The 14,275-nt window shown below is 69.5% G+C and carries 12 protein-coding genes; all 12 read right to left on the bottom strand.

All coding sequences use genetic code 11. The features are described from left to right. Positions 1 to 77: 77 nt before the first annotated feature. Genes WC969_13195 through WC969_13140 form a run of 12 tightly spaced genes read right to left on the bottom strand, consistent with a single transcriptional unit; the run spans position 78 to position 14,245 of the window. Positions 78 to 1,256, bottom strand: coding sequence for a glycosyltransferase (locus tag WC969_13195; protein ID MFA6030807.1), 1,179 nt, complete (start codon positions 1,254 to 1,256; stop codon positions 78 to 80). A 31-nt stretch (positions 1,257 to 1,287) separates the two neighbouring features. Then, entirely contained in the window at positions 1,288 to 3,441 is a 2,154-nt protein-coding gene (locus WC969_13190; GenBank protein ID MFA6030806.1) for a hypothetical protein, read from the bottom strand. Between the two features lie 27 nt (positions 3,442 to 3,468). Beyond that, complete coding sequence (locus WC969_13185) at positions 3,469 to 4,164, bottom strand: glycosyltransferase family 2 protein (GenBank protein ID MFA6030805.1); 696 nt, start codon at positions 4,162 to 4,164, stop codon at positions 3,469 to 3,471. After that, complete coding sequence (locus WC969_13180; protein MFA6030804.1) at positions 4,146 to 5,474, bottom strand: hypothetical protein; 1,329 nt, start codon at positions 5,472 to 5,474, stop codon at positions 4,146 to 4,148. The genes WC969_13185 and WC969_13180 overlap by 19 nt, the downstream gene beginning before the upstream one ends. Before the next feature lie 17 nt (positions 5,475 to 5,491). Beyond that, the gene (locus tag WC969_13175; protein ID MFA6030803.1) at positions 5,492 to 6,718 is read right to left on the bottom strand and encodes an SGNH/GDSL hydrolase family protein; all 1,227 of its coding nucleotides are present in this window, start codon (positions 6,716 to 6,718) and stop codon (positions 5,492 to 5,494) included. After that, positions 6,715 to 8,271 carry a glycosyltransferase family 39 protein gene (locus WC969_13170; GenBank protein ID MFA6030802.1) on the bottom strand — a complete coding sequence of 519 codons (1,557 nt, stop codon included), beginning with the start codon at positions 8,269 to 8,271 and terminating at the stop codon, positions 6,715 to 6,717. The genes WC969_13175 and WC969_13170 overlap by 4 nt, the downstream gene beginning before the upstream one ends. Continuing rightward, positions 8,271 to 9,254, bottom strand: a complete 984-nt coding sequence (locus WC969_13165) for a KpsF/GutQ family sugar-phosphate isomerase (GenBank protein MFA6030801.1) — start codon at positions 9,252 to 9,254, stop codon at positions 8,271 to 8,273. Before WC969_13165 ends, WC969_13170 begins: the two co-directional genes overlap by 1 nt. A gap of 4 nt (positions 9,255 to 9,258) precedes the next feature. Next, entirely contained in the window at positions 9,259 to 9,825 is a 567-nt protein-coding gene (locus tag WC969_13160) for a winged helix-turn-helix transcriptional regulator (protein ID MFA6030800.1), read from the bottom strand. 21 nt (positions 9,826 to 9,846) lie between these two features. Then, complete coding sequence (locus WC969_13155) at positions 9,847 to 11,304, bottom strand: radical SAM protein (GenBank protein MFA6030799.1); 1,458 nt, start codon at positions 11,302 to 11,304, stop codon at positions 9,847 to 9,849. Positions 11,305 to 11,320: 16 nt separating this feature from the next. After that, positions 11,321 to 11,860, bottom strand: coding sequence for a methyltransferase domain-containing protein (locus WC969_13150; GenBank protein ID MFA6030798.1), 540 nt, complete (start codon positions 11,858 to 11,860; stop codon positions 11,321 to 11,323). Continuing rightward, complete coding sequence (rffA, locus tag WC969_13145; protein MFA6030797.1) at positions 11,857 to 13,011, bottom strand: dTDP-4-amino-4,6-dideoxygalactose transaminase; 1,155 nt, start codon at positions 13,009 to 13,011, stop codon at positions 11,857 to 11,859. Before rffA ends, WC969_13150 begins: the two co-directional genes overlap by 4 nt. Positions 13,012 to 13,027: 16 nt before the next feature. Next, positions 13,028 to 14,245 (bottom strand): glycosyltransferase family 4 protein, encoded by a 1,218-nt coding sequence (locus tag WC969_13140; GenBank protein MFA6030796.1) that lies wholly within the window; start codon positions 14,243 to 14,245, stop codon positions 13,028 to 13,030. Positions 14,246 to 14,275: the final 30 nt, after the last annotated feature.

Genomic DNA, 14,275 nt, shown 5'->3' with positions numbered 1-14,275 from the left:
GGCAGATTGTCGTTACAACGGCAATTCTGCCCCCCTCTGTGTCTCCCCCGAGGGGGGAGACAGTAAGGAAAAGGGACCTACTCGGTATACACCCTGGAGAGCTCGGCGATGAGGCGGGAGACGTGGAACTCCTTCTCGATGAGCGTGCGGCCGCGGCGACCGAGCTCGGAGCGCCGGTCCGGGGTCTCCAGGAGTTCGCGGACGCGCTCGAAGAGGAGCTCCTCGTCTTTGGCGATCCAGCCGTTCTCCCCGGAGCGGACGAGGTCCCGGTTGCCGGGGATGTCGGAGGCGACGACGGGGAGCCCGCAGGCGAAGGCGTCGAGCACGGCGTTGGGGAGGCCCTCCCAGCCCGAGTAGTGGACGAAGACGTCGCAGTGCTGGATGCGTCCCAGGGCGTCCGCATGGGGCAGCCAGCCGGTCAGTTCGAACTTCTCCCCGAGGCCGAGCTCCGCGGCGAGCGCCCGGACGCGGGGGGCGAGCTCGCCATCCCCGATCCAGAGGCAGCGGACGTCGGGGCGCAGCGCGGCCAGGCGCGCCGCCAGGCGCACGAAGGCCTCGGGGTTCTTCGGCGGGCTGAGGCGGCCCGCGGCGCAGATCCTCCAGGGGGTGCCGCTTCCCCGGGGGGGGCGCTCCGGAGGCAGCTGCCCGAGATAGGCGTCGCGCACGACCCGGACCCGTCGGGCCGTCCCGAGCGAGCGTGCGTAGCGGGCCTCGCTGGGGGAGCAGGCGACGATCTCCCCGATCCAGGCGACCGAGGCCTCCAGCGTCCGGTAGAGGCGGCGGCTGGCGGGGGAGCGGTCGAGCTGGAGGAACGAGTAGCCGCGCGGGGAGTAGAGGACGCGGGGGACGCCGGCGAGGAGGCCGGCGGCGCGGGCGAGGTAGCCGGCCTTCGAGGAGTGGGCGTGCACGACATCCGGGCGCCGTTCGCGGAAGATCGCGCGCAGCCGCAGCAAGGCGGAGAGGTCCTCGCGCGGGGAGATCTCCCGGACCATCTCGGGGACGCGGATGCAGGTGCAGGCGCCTGCCGCACTCGCGAGTGCGGCGTGTCCGTCGCGCCGTTCGTCTTCCTTACGCGACGGACCGGCCGCCTGGCGCTCGAACTCCTCCGCCGAGGCGCCCGGCCGCACGTTGTAGACGAGAGTCGTCTCGAATCGGTCCGGGTCGAGGCCGCGGACGATGGCCGAGACCTGGTTGCCGGTCCCTCCGGGGCCGCCGCACTCGAGGACCTGCAGGATGCGCGTCTTCCGAGGGTTCACCCGCATATCGTCGCGGATTGACGGGACATTGTCAATTCGACAGGCGCACGCGGCCTCCGCGGACCTCGCAGGAGAACGGCGCGAGGGCGAAGGGGAAGTCGCGCTCCAGCCGCGCCCAGAGGGGTGTGCTGACGCGGGTCGTCCCCTCCAAGGAGGAGGCTTCGAGCAGGGTGACCCCGCCGAACAGGGGCACCGGGATCCCGGCTACGCGCAGCGCGAGCAGCCGCGTCCTGAACGCGGCGCCGCCGGTGGGGGAGGGTCCGCACTCCAGCTCCGTCACGGTGGAGAAGGGGATGCGGCGATAGACGCCGGCGAGCCGGATGCCGTCGTCGATCGCGAGCGCGTCGATGCGGACTCCGCGGGCGGCGAGCGCGCGACGGAGCGAGCCCTCCTCCAGGGTCGCGGCGAGCACTCGCAGTCCTCCGAGCCCGGCGAGTCGGAGCCCGTCCGGACGGGACGGGTCTCCCTCGGGGAGCAGGCGCGCGTCGCGGAGCTCGAGCGCGATGCCGGAAAGCGGGACCCCTCCGGGCAGGACGGCCTCGCGGGCCCGGACGTCCGCTTCCCCGTAGACGCCGCGGCGGGCGTCCCAGCGGGATACGCGCAGGCGCACGTCTCTCAGGGAGAAGAGCGGCGTCGTCCAGTTCGGGGCGGAGACGGCGCTCCCCGGGAAGGGGCGCGGCAGGCTCTCCCGCGCGCGGTAGAGGACGGCTTCGTCTCCGTCCGGCAGCGGCCAGCGTCCGGCCTCGGCGAACGCGCGCGCGAAAGCGCCGTCCGGGCGCAGGACGGCCGCGCGCGCCTCGGCGAGGCCGTCGACCTTCAGGGGCGGTCCAAGGTCGCCGCGCTTGAGGAGGACGCAGGGCTCCAGGTCCCAGAGCTTGTTCTGAGCCGCCTGGATGCGGGTCGGCAGGCCCAGCTGTCGCGCGGTCCAGATGAGGTTCAGGTTGTTGAGATTCCGGTGATTGGCGATGACCGAGAGGCCGCCTCCCTCGCAGCGGCGCAACATCTCCGCGAGCTTCCAGTCCTCCGAACGCGGCACGTGGCGCTTGAAGGACTGAAAATTATCGAAGGTCGTATAACGTGTTCCCGGGAGGTGCACGTCGAATGGGCCGACGACGGGGAAAGTGCGGTTCATCGCACCTGCGAACTGGAGCAGCGCCAGCGTCCACAGCAGTCGGCGGGGGATGGTCCAGGCGATGAACACGGGGAGCAGCGTGAGGCCGGGCAGGAGGTAGCGCGTCTGCCGGTTTGGGACGACGCTCCAGAAGACGTAGGAGACGAGTACGCTTAGCGCCAGTACTCGCGCACGAGAGTCCCGATGGGGCAGGAAGAGGGCGCACAGGGAGCAGACGGAAAAGAAGGCCCCGAGTTCTTCCGGGAACTGGAACAGGTATTGGATGAACGCGCCCCTACGCCAGAAAGGGACGGCATAATCGGCGGATGCCTGGATGAGTCGTTGCAGTATGAGAGGGATACGGACGGCGTACCATGGCAAGGCGAACGCACAGATCGGGAGGAGGGCGGCGAGGACATTGGCTCGTGATCCCGGCCGCCTTGCCGCGAGTATCGCCGTGATGAAGGCCGGGAGCAGGTAGGTGGCGAAGCTCCACTTGTGGAGCATCCCCATGGCGACTGCGAGGCCGAACAGGATGGAGGGCATCCGGCGAGTGAAGTTCTCGCTGCGATACCAGGCCCAATACGCCGTAGCCGTGCACGTGCTCAAAGGGAGGTCGATGAGTTGTTCATGCAGCAGTAATTGGACGATCGGGGAGCATGCGAAAGCGATGGCGACCGCTACGCTCCGTTCGTCCTTCTTTTCCTCCCAGGATAATCCGGAGATGGCGAGGCAGAGAAAGAGCAGATATATCCCGTTGATCCACAGGGCGTTGCCCGCTGGATTCGATGTCCCATAAGTCCAGGAGAGCGCGAGGTGATAGAGCGGTGGGAATGGCGGGATATAGTGCTTGGGTTCGATGATCCAAGGCAACATCCAGTCCCCGTCTTTCAGCGCACGGAAGTACTGCAGGGAGACGTCGAGGTGGTTCGCCTGGTCCCAGCCCGGAGGCCGGCTTTCATGCGCGATGAAGAAGCGGAGCTCAAGGGACTGGAAGAGCAGATAGGCGGCGAGCAGGCCGAGGGAGACTCCGAGGATTCTGCGGCGGGTCGCGGCGGCGGGCGTGGAGTTCATCGTGGCGTGGGGACCGACTTCGGCGCGTCAGTCCATGACGCGATAGCGCAGCAGGCACCAGAGGTAGACGAAGCCGTCGCGCCAGGAGATCTTCTTGCCCTCGGAGTAGGTGCGGCCGCTGTAGGAGATGGGGACTTCGTAGAGGCGCAGCTTGCGCTTGCAGACCTTCGCCGTGACCTCAGGCTCGAAGCCGAAGCCGTCCTCGCGCAGCCGGAATCCCCGGAGGATGTCCGCGCGGAAGACCTTGTAGCAGACCCCCATGTCGCTGAGATTCACGTTGTAGAGGATGTCGGTCAGGAAGGTGAAGAACAGGTTGGCGGCGTAGTGCCAGAAGAAGAGGACGCGATGGGGCCCGCCGAGGAAGCGCGAGCCGTAGACCACGTCGGCGCGGCCGTCGAGGAGGGGCTCGAGGAGGCGCGCGTAGTCGCGGGGGTCGTACTCGAGGTCGGCGTCCTGGACCAGGAGCAGGTCGCCGCTCGCGCGGTCGGCCGCGGTGCGCACGGCGGCGCCTTTGCCGCGATTGCGGTCGTGGCGCACGAGCACGAGGTCGGGGCCGGCGAGGCCCGCGAGGACCGCAGGGGTGCCGTCGGTCGAGGCGTCGTCGACGGCGACGATCTCCTTCTCGAGGGGAAGCTCGACCGCGCGCACGCGGCGGACGAGCTCCGCGACGGTCGCCTCCTCGTTGTAGACGGGGATCAGGACGCTCAGTCTAGGGATCGCCATCGGCGGCTCCATCGGCAGAGGATCGGGTCCAGCCCGGCGGCGGCGAAGGGGAGGAGGAACGGGAGGTAGAGCATTCGGTGGCGCGTCGCGGAGCCCAGGTCGAACTCGAAGATGGAGTAGGCGAGCCAGATGGAGGAGAAGAGCGCGAGCAGGGGGAAGCCGACGGCGCGGTCGAAGCCACGGCGCAGGCCGGCGAGCGCGAAGAAGAAGAGGAGGAGGGCGAGGACATTCTCCATGGAGGCGAGGATCCTCCCGAGCTTGCCGTCCATCGGGTAGAGTCCGGGAAGCGGCATGAAGAGCGAGTAGAACGCGGCTTTGGGCGCGAAGAAGAGGAGGTCTCTCCACGTGTTGAACGTCGCGTCGGGGAAGAGCTGCGTCTCGATCTTCCTCTCCATGTTGTTGTTCGCCCATTCGCGGTCATGGTCCTGGCTGAGGCGGCGGAAATCGCTGATCCAGCGCGGACCCGGGAGCCGGAGCCCGACGGCCGGCGGCGGGCTCGCTTGCGGCGGGCTCACGGCGTCGGAGGGCGGGGTGGCGACCTTGAGGAAGTAGGCGTCGTACTTGAGGTCCGATGCGGAGAGCGGCTTCACGATCCGGGTGGAGAGGGGGCGGTAGGTGATGAAGGTCGCGGCGATGAACACCGCCGCCAGGGCGGGCAGCCTCCAGCCTCCGGGAGTCCCGCGGCGCTCCCAGCCGCGCAGAAGCGCGGCGGCGAAGAGGGCCGCGGACAGGATGGGGATCAGATGTCCCCGCAGCAGGCCGCAGAGCACGAGGGACGCCGAGGCGAGCGCGTACTGCCCGCAGGAGGACGGGACGCCCCCTCGCGCGGACGGGGACAGGGGGCGGAGATAGAAATATACGGCGGCGACGACGGCGAGGGCCATCCAGGCTTCTTTGAGGTTCTGGGAGGAGTAGAAGACATGGGTGGGCCAGAGGGCCAGCAGCAGGGTCGCGAGCAGCGCGGCGCGTCCTCCCACCGCGAAGCGCGCGAGCAGGCCGAAGAGCAGGATGGCCAGCGAAGCCAGCAGGGCGTTGAAGAGCTTCGGGACGAGCGGGACCGGCGTGAAGACGCGATAGAGCGCGGCGATCCAGTTCGTGTAGAGTTCGCGTCCCGGCGCGAGGATTCCGAGCTTGACCTCGTCGGCTGTAAGCGGGCGTAGGAGTCGGCGAGCGTCCCGGTCGTACATCTGCGCGTCCGTATAGTAATAGGCGGGGAAGATGGGGGACTTCTCGGTGACGATGGCGGCCGCGCAGCGCAGCGCGAACGCCGCGAAGACGATGAGGAGCAGGGGACTCCGGAAGCACGCCATAGTCCTTGAAGTATCCATTATTTTTCGCCGGAGGAGGAAGAGGCCGAGGCGTCCCGCAGTCGATCGAGGATCGGCCGCGTCATCGCGAGATAGCCGTAGCGGTTGAAGTGGCGCCAGTCCGCGGGGCCGTGCACGAGCATCCTCTCCGCCGCAGCGCGCACGGTGGGCCGCGTGTCGACGAAATCCAGGCCGAGCCGCCGGCAGACGCTCCGAACGCCCGATACGAGCTCGTCGCTGCGCGCGGGGAATCCCCGGCTAGGGAAGCGGTCCCGGTCCGTCCGGAGGTTCTCGACGTCGGCGTCTCCGGGAGCGAGGCGGTAGCAGGAGAGCACGGAAGGGATGTAGACGACGAGGATGCGCGCTTTCGGGAAACCCGCGCGCAGGGCGCGCAGGGCCCCCTGCAGCACGAGGAGGCCCCGGACGGTCTCTTTGTGCGAGAGTTCGGGCGCCGGGCCCTGGAGGCGGCCGGGAATCCGGACGAGCCGGCCCCCGACGAGGACGTCGTTGTGCGTCGGGACGCCGCGGCTGTGGGTCGGGGGGAGCGGCGGCTGCGGCCGCGAGGAGAGGATCTCGAGCGCCTTGCGCGCCGAGGAGAGCAGGAAGCGGCCGAAGAAGAGGTTGGCGCCGAGGACGCCGCAGCGGTGCTCGAGGATGAGCGGGTGCCGGGCCGCGACCGCCGCTCTGAGCGCCAAGGCGGCCTCGTCCTCTCCCCCCGGCGGGGGGTCGAAGTACGCCGCGTCCTGGTAGTTCTTCGATTCACGGAGATTGTCCTCGAAGTCGTTCCCTTCGTAGACATACGCGAGGACGACGGAGGGCTCCGGGAGCCGGTAGAAGAGCGTCCTCCCGAGCTGCCCGAACATGGCGATGGGGGCTGCGACGAAGCCCGTGAGGCTGCCCGCTCCGCCGTAGCCGAAGGTGAGCACGTCGCGTCCCGTCCCTTCATGGAGGATGGCCATTGAGGCGAAGGGGCGGCGGCCGGACTTGTCCACGGTCTCCCATTCGTCTCCGAGGCCCACCGCGTACGAGTCCCCCGCGATGGCGATGTAGTCGCGGGGGGCGAGCGCTCTCTTCGTGCTCTGAGCCAGGATCGTCTGGGGGTAGTCGAGGCGCCAGCGCAGGCGATGGTTAAAGCGCGGCAGCAGGAGGGGGAAGAGGAGCTCTCCGAGCAGGTACAGCGCGAGCAGGACTGCTGCGAAGAACGCGGCCCCGAAGGAGAGGAGGACGAGCGAGCGTGTGCGGCTCACGAGCCCGCTCCGGGCGTGCGCGAATAGAGGACGCTGCGGACTCCCGGGTAGAGTTCGAAGGAATCCGTCCGCTTGAAGCCGAGCCTCCCGGCGTCCAGGAGGGCGCGGGTCTCCGCGTTGACGCGGTTCAGAGAAGCCAGGACCTCGGCATCCGGCAGCCCTTCGATGAAGACCGCCCGGTCGACCCCGCGCTCGCGCATGTGGATGAGGGCCTTCTCCGCCGAGTCCTGGGCGTAGCCGAGGCTGATGAAGCGCAGCGGCCAGCCGTTCTTCGCCGCGGCATAGGAGAGGTTGTTCGCGTTGAGAGCGGGATGCTCGAGGGCGACGACGACGACGCCCGTGCGGCCCGGCGGATGGTCGGCGACCCAGGCGGCGAAGCGCTCCTGCCCCCAGAGCGGTTCGGGCGCGGGTGGACCGTTGTAGGCGGCGGGGCTCCTCTCCAAGAAGAAGGAACGTCCGAGCGTCTGCGCCGCGAACATGTCGAGCGGCGGCGCCAGGAGGAACGCGAAGACGAGCGCGCCCGGCAGGCCCCTGGGCAGGCGGAGGTCGAGTTCACCGGCGATGAGCAGCGCGGCCGCCGGCAGGGCCGGGGCGAAATAGCGGATGTCCCTGTTGACGGCGGCGAGGACCACCAGCAGAGGGGGGAGGAGCCAGACGACCGGCAGGAGCCCGTCGGTCGCGGGCGGCGCTCCCTTCCGCGCGGCCGCGGCCTTCAGACGAGAGCCCCAGTGCGCGAGCGCCGCGATGAGGAGGAGGCCGTACCAGCGGGAGAGGATCGAGTCGAGGATCTGCGTCAGCGGAGCGGCGCTCGTGTACTGCCGGGCGAGGCTCCCGAAGCTCGCTCGCCAGGCGAAGCCGGCGATGAACGGCCAGTTGAAGGCGTACCAGCTCGCGGCGATGAGCGCGGCGGGCGCGAGGACCCGGAGCAGGAGCGCACGCCGGCGCTCCTCGTCCCAGCTCCGGCGCTCCCGCCATGTCAGCAGGAGGGCGGGGCCGAGGACGTAGAGCGGGAAGGTAATCTTGAGCAGGAGTCCGAGGCCCAGCAGGACCCCGAGCGCGAGGGTCTGCGCCGGCTTGCGCAGTCCGTCGGATTCCTCGAGGAGGCAGACCCAGGCGCTCACGGCGGCGGCGAGGGCGTACTCGACGTAGTACCTGCGCGAGAGTCCGTAGAGGAGCGGGAAGGTGAAGAGGACGGCGACGGCGAAGACCCCCGAGCGTCCGCCGTAGAGGCGGGAGGCCAGGCGGAAGACCGCGGCGCCGAGCACGAGCGTCGCCAGGACGTTTACGAGCAGTGCGGCGTCGAGCGTCCGTCCGAAGAGCGCGTAGAAGGGCAGGGGGAGGAGGGCGATGAGGGGCGCCTTGAAGCGGAAGAGGCCCGCCCAGGTCCGCGCGAACTCGAACGCGCCTGTGCGCAGTGAATCGAGCAGGCGGAAGCTCTCCTCGAGGTACCAGGCGTCGTCGAAGGTGGGGAAGGCGAGGTCCGCGCGGATGTACGCCCACTGCGCCGCGGCGAACGCCAGGATGATGAGGGCGGAGGCCCGCCGCGGCGGCATTAGAGCCCGCGTGCGCGCAGGTCGTGGATCTGGAGCATGCCGACCGCGCGGCCGCGGCGGTCGACGACGGGCAGGACGTTGAAGGGGTGCTTGCGGAGCTCCATGACCTCGACCGCGCGGGCGGCCAGGGCGTCGGGGCGGATCGTGGTGGGCTTCGGGTTCATGATGAGCTGCAGGGTGAGCGCCTGGAGGCTCTGGCCCGCCTCGAGGACCCGGCGGATGTCGTAGTCGGTGATGAGCCCCTTGAGCCGGCCGCGCGCGTCCACGACGGAGACGGCCCCGGCGTGCTGTCGCGTCATCTCGACGAGCATGCGGGAGACGGTCGTCCCCTCGCGGACGGTCGGGTTGCCCTTTCCCGAGCGCATGACGTCGGAGACCGTGAGAGTCAGCCGCTTCCCGAGCTGTCCGGCCGGGTGGTTGCGCGCGAACTGGTCGGCCTTGAAGTTGCGCAGCTTCATGAGCGCGACGGCGAGCGCGTCGCCGACGGCCAGGGCGGCGGTCGTGCTGCAGGTCGGGGCGAGGTTGAGGGGGCAGGCTTCCTGCTCGACGGGGATGAGCAACACGAGTGCGGCGTGGCGGGCGAGCGTGGAGCGGGGGTCCGCGGTCAGGGCGATGATCCCCGCTCCGACCGCGCGCAGGCGCGGGAGCAGGCCGTTGAGCTCGTCGGACTCGCCGGACTTCCCGATCGCGAGCACGAGGTCGTGGCGCTGGACCAGGCCCACGCTCCCGTGCGTGGCTTCAGCGGGGTCCAGGTGGACGGCCGGGGTCCCGGTCGAGGCCAGGGTCGCGGCGATCTTCTGGGCGATGAGGCCGGACTTGCCCACGCCGGTCACGATGACCTTCCCGCGGCAGCGGAGCATCTTCTGGACGGCCTTCGCATAAGAGGAGTCCACGGCCGAGCGCACGACGGACAGGGCCTTTGCCTCGAGGGAGAGGACTCTGCGGATCTCGGCTTTCACGTCGAGGGGTTTTCGGGTCGCCACGGGGTCAGGGGATGCGGAAATCGATGTGGTCGAAGTCCACGAGGCTCAGGTAGCGGCGGCCGTTCTCGGGCGCGGGCGGCGGCTCCTGGGTGGCGGTGAGGACGAGGTCCGCGCTCGCCGGGAGCTCGGCGTAGGACTGCAGGTGCGTGAACTTCGCCCCGGGAAGGGAGAGTCCCGCGATGGCCTCGCGCAGGAGCTCCTGGATCTCGTCCTGGGAGACGAGGACGAAGTCCCTCCGGCCCGAGCGGTACTCCCGCTCGAGCACGGTCGTGATGTTCTCCTGGATCTGGCGGAAGATGCGCAGGGTGTAGAGGGTGTAGCGGTAGGTCTTGCGGCTCTTCTCCAGCACGCCCTTGAGCGTGAGGAGGTACTGCGTGCGCTTCCAGTCGAGCTGGGTGACCTTGATGATGCCTTTGCGGGCGAGACGCTGGATGAGGAGGTTGGTCATCCCCAGCGACAGGCCGAGATTGCGGGAGAGGTCACGCTGGGTGCAGGTGGGGTTCCGGGAGATCTCCTGGATGAGGTGGAACTCCTTGTCGGCGAGCGATTCTGCGGTCGGTTTCATGACCATGTTCACGCTTTGAACATTCTATCATAATCCGCCCTTCATAATCCTCAGGAGCGTGAACGGCGTCTTGCACAGGAAGCGGAGAAGTCCGATGTAGTCGCCCTCATCCCAGAAGTAGAGTCCCTTGTAGGTCATGTTGAGGGCCTTGATCCATATCTTGCGCACGAAATCGGGGTAGTCGGTGAAGTTGTAGCTCCGCATCACCAAGTTGTGGTTGAGCGAGAGGAGATACTCGTGCTCGTTGCCGATCACCCCTCTCTTGAGTCCCTGCTTGTAGATCGTCGTGCCGGGGAAGGCGACCGGGGAGAACACGCGGATGTCGTTGGCGTCGTCGTACTCGTTGTCCTGGTTGGTCGGGTTGTGGGGGCAGGCGATGAGGAACCGGATGGTCTCAAAGATGCTGTGGAAAGTCTCCTCCGGTAGGCCGACAACGAGGGGGATGGTCGTCTGGATGCCGAGCTTGCGGCAGAGGCGCAGGGCGTTGAGGTTCTGCTCGACGGTCGTGTGCTTGCGCATGGCGTCGAGGATGCGCTGGCTGCCGGATTCGATGCCGAAGTTCACGCCGACCATCCCGGCGTCCTTGAGTTTGGCGAGCATGTCCTCGGTGATGATGTCGACGCGCGCGGACGTGATGCGGAAGAGGACGTCGGGGCCGCCCTGCTTCTTGAGTTCGCAGAACTCGTCGACCCACTCTTTGCTGGAGATGGTCAGCTCGTCGCTGATGTTGAAGAGATCCGCGCCGCAGAACTCCTGCAGGTGCTTCATGTGATTCAAAACGTATCGCGGGGAGTGGTGCCGCATGCCCCGCATGTGGCGATAGCAGAAACTGCAGGCGTGGGTGCATCCCCGCGCGGTCTTCAGGTCGACGACGACGCCGGAATAGCGCCGTGCGCGCGGATCGAACCGGAAATAGGGCGCTTTGGCCGCAGGTATGAGGTAGCGCGGCAGGTCCACCAAGGAGTAGTCGGGGAAGGGAATCTCGTCGAGATCGGCGATCTGCGGGCGAGCGGGTGTCGAGACCACGGTCCCGTCCCGGACATGGATGAGACCGTGGACCCCCGCGAGCGGTCGGCCCTCCAGGAGCGCGTCCAGAAGTTCGAGGGTCGTGATCTCCCCTTCGCCCCGGACGACGGCGTCGATGGGCGCCTTGAGAAGCAGGAGGTGGGCGGTGGAGCCGATGTAGCCGCCGGCGACGATCCGGCAGCGAGGCTTGAGCTCCTTGAGACGGACCGCGATCTCGAGGGCGTCCTTGTAGGCCGAGGCGACGCCGCCGAGTCCGAACAGCTGTTCCTCGTCCCCGTTCAGGAGCGAACGGCAGAGGGCGTCGACGCTCTGGCCTTGATCGAGGTGGCGGTCGACGATGCGGACGGGATAGCCGGCGCGCTTGAGAGCGCTCCCCACATACAAGAGGCCGTAGGGCGGCGCGTCGGGGGGGACGGGGTTGCCCGAGAAGCAGTTGATGAGGGTGATGCCCGGTTTCATGCGCGCGGAACCGTTCTCACTTGAGCACGCGCAGGCGCACGCTCAGCTCGTCGAGCGGCACGAGGTGGCTCAGGAGGTCCTCGTAGCGCAGCGGCCAGCGGTTGGCGAACGCCTTCGCGAGGGTCCGGAGCGGCCCGCGCCGGATGCGCTCGTTGAAGGTCACGGACTCGACGCGGAACCTGGCGGTGGAATAAGGGTAGAGCGCGCTGTAGGGGTGCGAAGGGTCGAAGTGATGGAAGGTCTCGGCCGAGTAGAAGCGTTTGTGGGTGGGGTCGTTGAAAGCCCAGTGCGCTCGGAAATAAGGGAGGTGCAGAAGGACGAGGGCGCCGGGCTTGCCGACCCGGTGCAGCTCCTCGAGGACGCGGATCGGGTCGTCGAGGTGCTCGAAGCTGTTGTCCATCACGATCTCGTCGGCGTGAGAGTCCGGGAAGGGGTAGGGGAAGACCTCGAGGGAGTGGATGACGTCGGCCTGGGTGCGGGGGTTGCAGTCGACGCCGACGGCACCCGGGGTCTTGCGGTTGCCGCAGCCGAGGTCGAGGACGACGCGCGCGCTCATCGGACTCCCAGCGCCCGGCGCAGCGCGGCGCAGACGAAGCGCACGTCCCGCTCGGGGAGCCCGGCGTAGAGCGGCAGGCGCAGGAGGGTGTCGGTCGCCCTCTCGGAGACGGGGAGGCGACCTTTCACTCCCAGCACGCGGCGCGCGAAGGGGGCCGCGTGCAGGGCCTGGTAGTGGAAAGCCGCTCCGATCCCCTCGGACTTCAGCGCGGCCTGGACCCGGTCGCGGGTCCGGCGGTCGGGGAAGAGGACGTGGAAGATGTGCCAGCTCGACTCGCAGCCGGGGGCGACGCGGGGCAGGCGCAGGTGCCCGGCGTCCTCGAGCGCGGCGAGCTCGCGCAGGTAGAGCGCGTAGAGGCGCCCGCGCTCGGCGTTGACGGCGCGGACCCGGCCCCACTGGACCCCGAGCACGGCGGCGAGGACGTCGGAGAGCACGAAGCTCGAGCCTTCGCTGACCCAGGTGTACTTCTTGACCTCGCCGCGCAGGAACGCGGAGCGGTTGGTGCCTTTCTCGCGGAAGCACTCCGCCCGCCGTGCGAGGGAGGAGGAGCCGGTCAGCAGCGCCCCTCCTTCGCCGCAGGCGATGTTCTTCGTCCCATGGAAGCTGTAGCAGCCGGCGTCTCCGATCGTGCCGAGCGGGCGGCCGCGCCAGCGCGCGCCGACGGAGTGGGCCGCGTCTTCGACGAGGGCGAGCCCCTTGCGCCGGCAGAGCCGGCCGAGGGCTTCCATGTCGCTGGCGGCGCCGGCGTAGTGCACGGCGACGACCGCCTTCGTGCGGCGCGTGAGGCGGCGCGCGCAGTCGGCGGGGTCGAGGTTCAGGTCGTCGAGGAGTACGTCGGCGAAGACCGGGCGGGCGCCCTGGCGGAGGACCGCGTTGGCGACGGAGGAGAAGGTGAAGGACGGAAGGATGACCTCGTCGCCCCGGCGGAGCCCGAGCGCGGCCATCGCGAGCTCGAGAGCGTGCGAGCCGGAGGTCGTCAGCAGGACGTGGGGGACTCCGAGGTCGGAGGACATGCGCTCCTCGAGGGCGATGCCGATGGGACCGCGGCCGACCAGATGGCCGTCGAGGACGGCCCGGGCGGCGGCCTCGGCCTCGGCGCGTCCGACGCAGGGCGCCTGCAGGGGGATGCGTCGCGCGGGAGAAGCGGCCATGGAGGACGGCATTATATCAATCTCCGAGGAGCGCGGCGTAGAGCGCGGCGTAGGCGCGCGCCATGCCCGAGACTTCGAAGCGTTCGGCGAAGCGGCGCCGGCCCGCCTCTCCGAGGCGCGCGCGCAGGGCGGCGTCCGCGCAGAGGCGGCGCAGCGCCTCGGCGAGCCCGGCGGGGTCCCCGGGCTCCGCGAGGAGGCCCGTGACGCCGTCCTCGACCGCGGCGGGGATCCCCGCCAGGCGCGTGGAGACCACCGGCTTGCCCAGGGCCATCGCGTCGAGGAGGACGAGCGGCATGTCCTCCGAGTGCACGGAGGGCAGGACGAGGGCGTCGGCGGCGGCGAGGAGTTCCCCGTGGTCGGGCCGATAGCCGAGGAACACGAAACTCTCCTCGAGCCCCGCCGCGCGTACGGCGGCGCGGACGGCTTCCTCCTCGGGCCCGCTGCCGATGAGCGCGAAGCGCGCCGAGCCGGGCGGCAGGCGACGGGCGGCTTCGACGAGCACGAGGTGCCCCTTGCGGGGCTCGAAGAAGGCGGTCGTCACGAAGAGCGTACGGCCGGGCGCCGCGCCGAGCTCGGCGCGGACCGACGCGGCGGCGCGGGCGACGCGGGGGACGGGGACGCCGTCGGGGACGATGCGCATCTTCGCTCGGGGCAGGCGGGCCGCGAGCGAGTCCTGCGCGGTCTTCGAGGCGGTCACGAGGAGGTCCGCGGCGCGGCCCACGAAAGGGTCGACGAGCAGGTCCAGGAGGTCGGCGGGGAGGGAGAGCGGCCGCGTCTGGTTGTGGACGGCCAGCAGGACGCGCGCGCCGGCGAGGCGCGCCGCGAGGACGGCGGCGCGGCAGCCGAGGGCGCCCGGATAACCGCCGTCGTTGACGTGCACGACGGCGGGGCGCAGGGCGCGCAGGACGGCCCACAGCCGGAGGACGGCGTACGGGAAGAGGAGCGCGTCGAAGAGGCGCCAGAGTATTTTCGCGGCGCTCAGGCGCGCGCCGCGGCCCCAGCGCGCTTCGAGGGCCTGGACGCTCTGCACGCGGTCCGGCAGGGAGACTCCGATGCGGCGTGTCCCCGGAGGAAGGAAGCGCGCGGCGCCCTCGTCGAAGGCGGGATGGCTGCGATGGAGGATGGCCGTCTCGAAGCGGGAGCGGATCCCGGGGTCGGCGAGCAGGTGCGCGACGAGCATGTCGGCGCCTCCGAAGACCGGGCAGTCGGAGTAGAAGACGAGGAGGGGCTTCATCGCTCGGACAACTCCACCCGCGCATGGTAT

This window comes from Elusimicrobiota bacterium (assembly GCA_041660925.1).
GTDB lineage: Bacteria > Elusimicrobiota > Elusimicrobia > UBA1565 > UBA1565 > JBAZUV01.
This window is presented reverse-complemented; position numbering and strand designations above follow the sequence as displayed.

Excerpts from the sequence above, each read along its gene's own strand:
- WC969_13190 (MFA6030806.1), bottom strand. The coding sequence starts at position 3,441 with ATGAACTCCACGCCCGCCGCCGCGACCCGCCGCAGAATCCTCGGAGTC.
- WC969_13185 (MFA6030805.1), bottom strand. The coding sequence starts at position 4,164 with ATGGCGATCCCTAGACTGAGCGTCCTGATCCCCGTCTACAACGAGGAG.
- WC969_13180 (MFA6030804.1), bottom strand. The coding sequence starts at position 5,474 with ATGGCGTGCTTCCGGAGTCCCCTGCTCCTCATCGTCTTCGCGGCGTTC.
- WC969_13170 (MFA6030802.1), bottom strand. The coding sequence starts at position 8,271 with ATGCCGCCGCGGCGGGCCTCCGCCCTCATCATCCTGGCGTTCGCCGCG.
- WC969_13160 (MFA6030800.1), bottom strand. The coding sequence starts at position 9,825 with ATGGTCATGAAACCGACCGCAGAATCGCTCGCCGACAAGGAGTTCCAC.
- WC969_13155 (MFA6030799.1), bottom strand. The coding sequence starts at position 11,304 with ATGAAACCGGGCATCACCCTCATCAACTGCTTCTCGGGCAACCCCGTC.
- WC969_13150 (MFA6030798.1), bottom strand. The coding sequence starts at position 11,860 with ATGAGCGCGCGCGTCGTCCTCGACCTCGGCTGCGGCAACCGCAAGACC.
- rffA (MFA6030797.1), bottom strand. The coding sequence starts at position 13,011 with ATGGCCGCTTCTCCCGCGCGACGCATCCCCCTGCAGGCGCCCTGCGTC.
- WC969_13140 (MFA6030796.1), bottom strand. The coding sequence starts at position 14,245 with ATGAAGCCCCTCCTCGTCTTCTACTCCGACTGCCCGGTCTTCGGAGGC.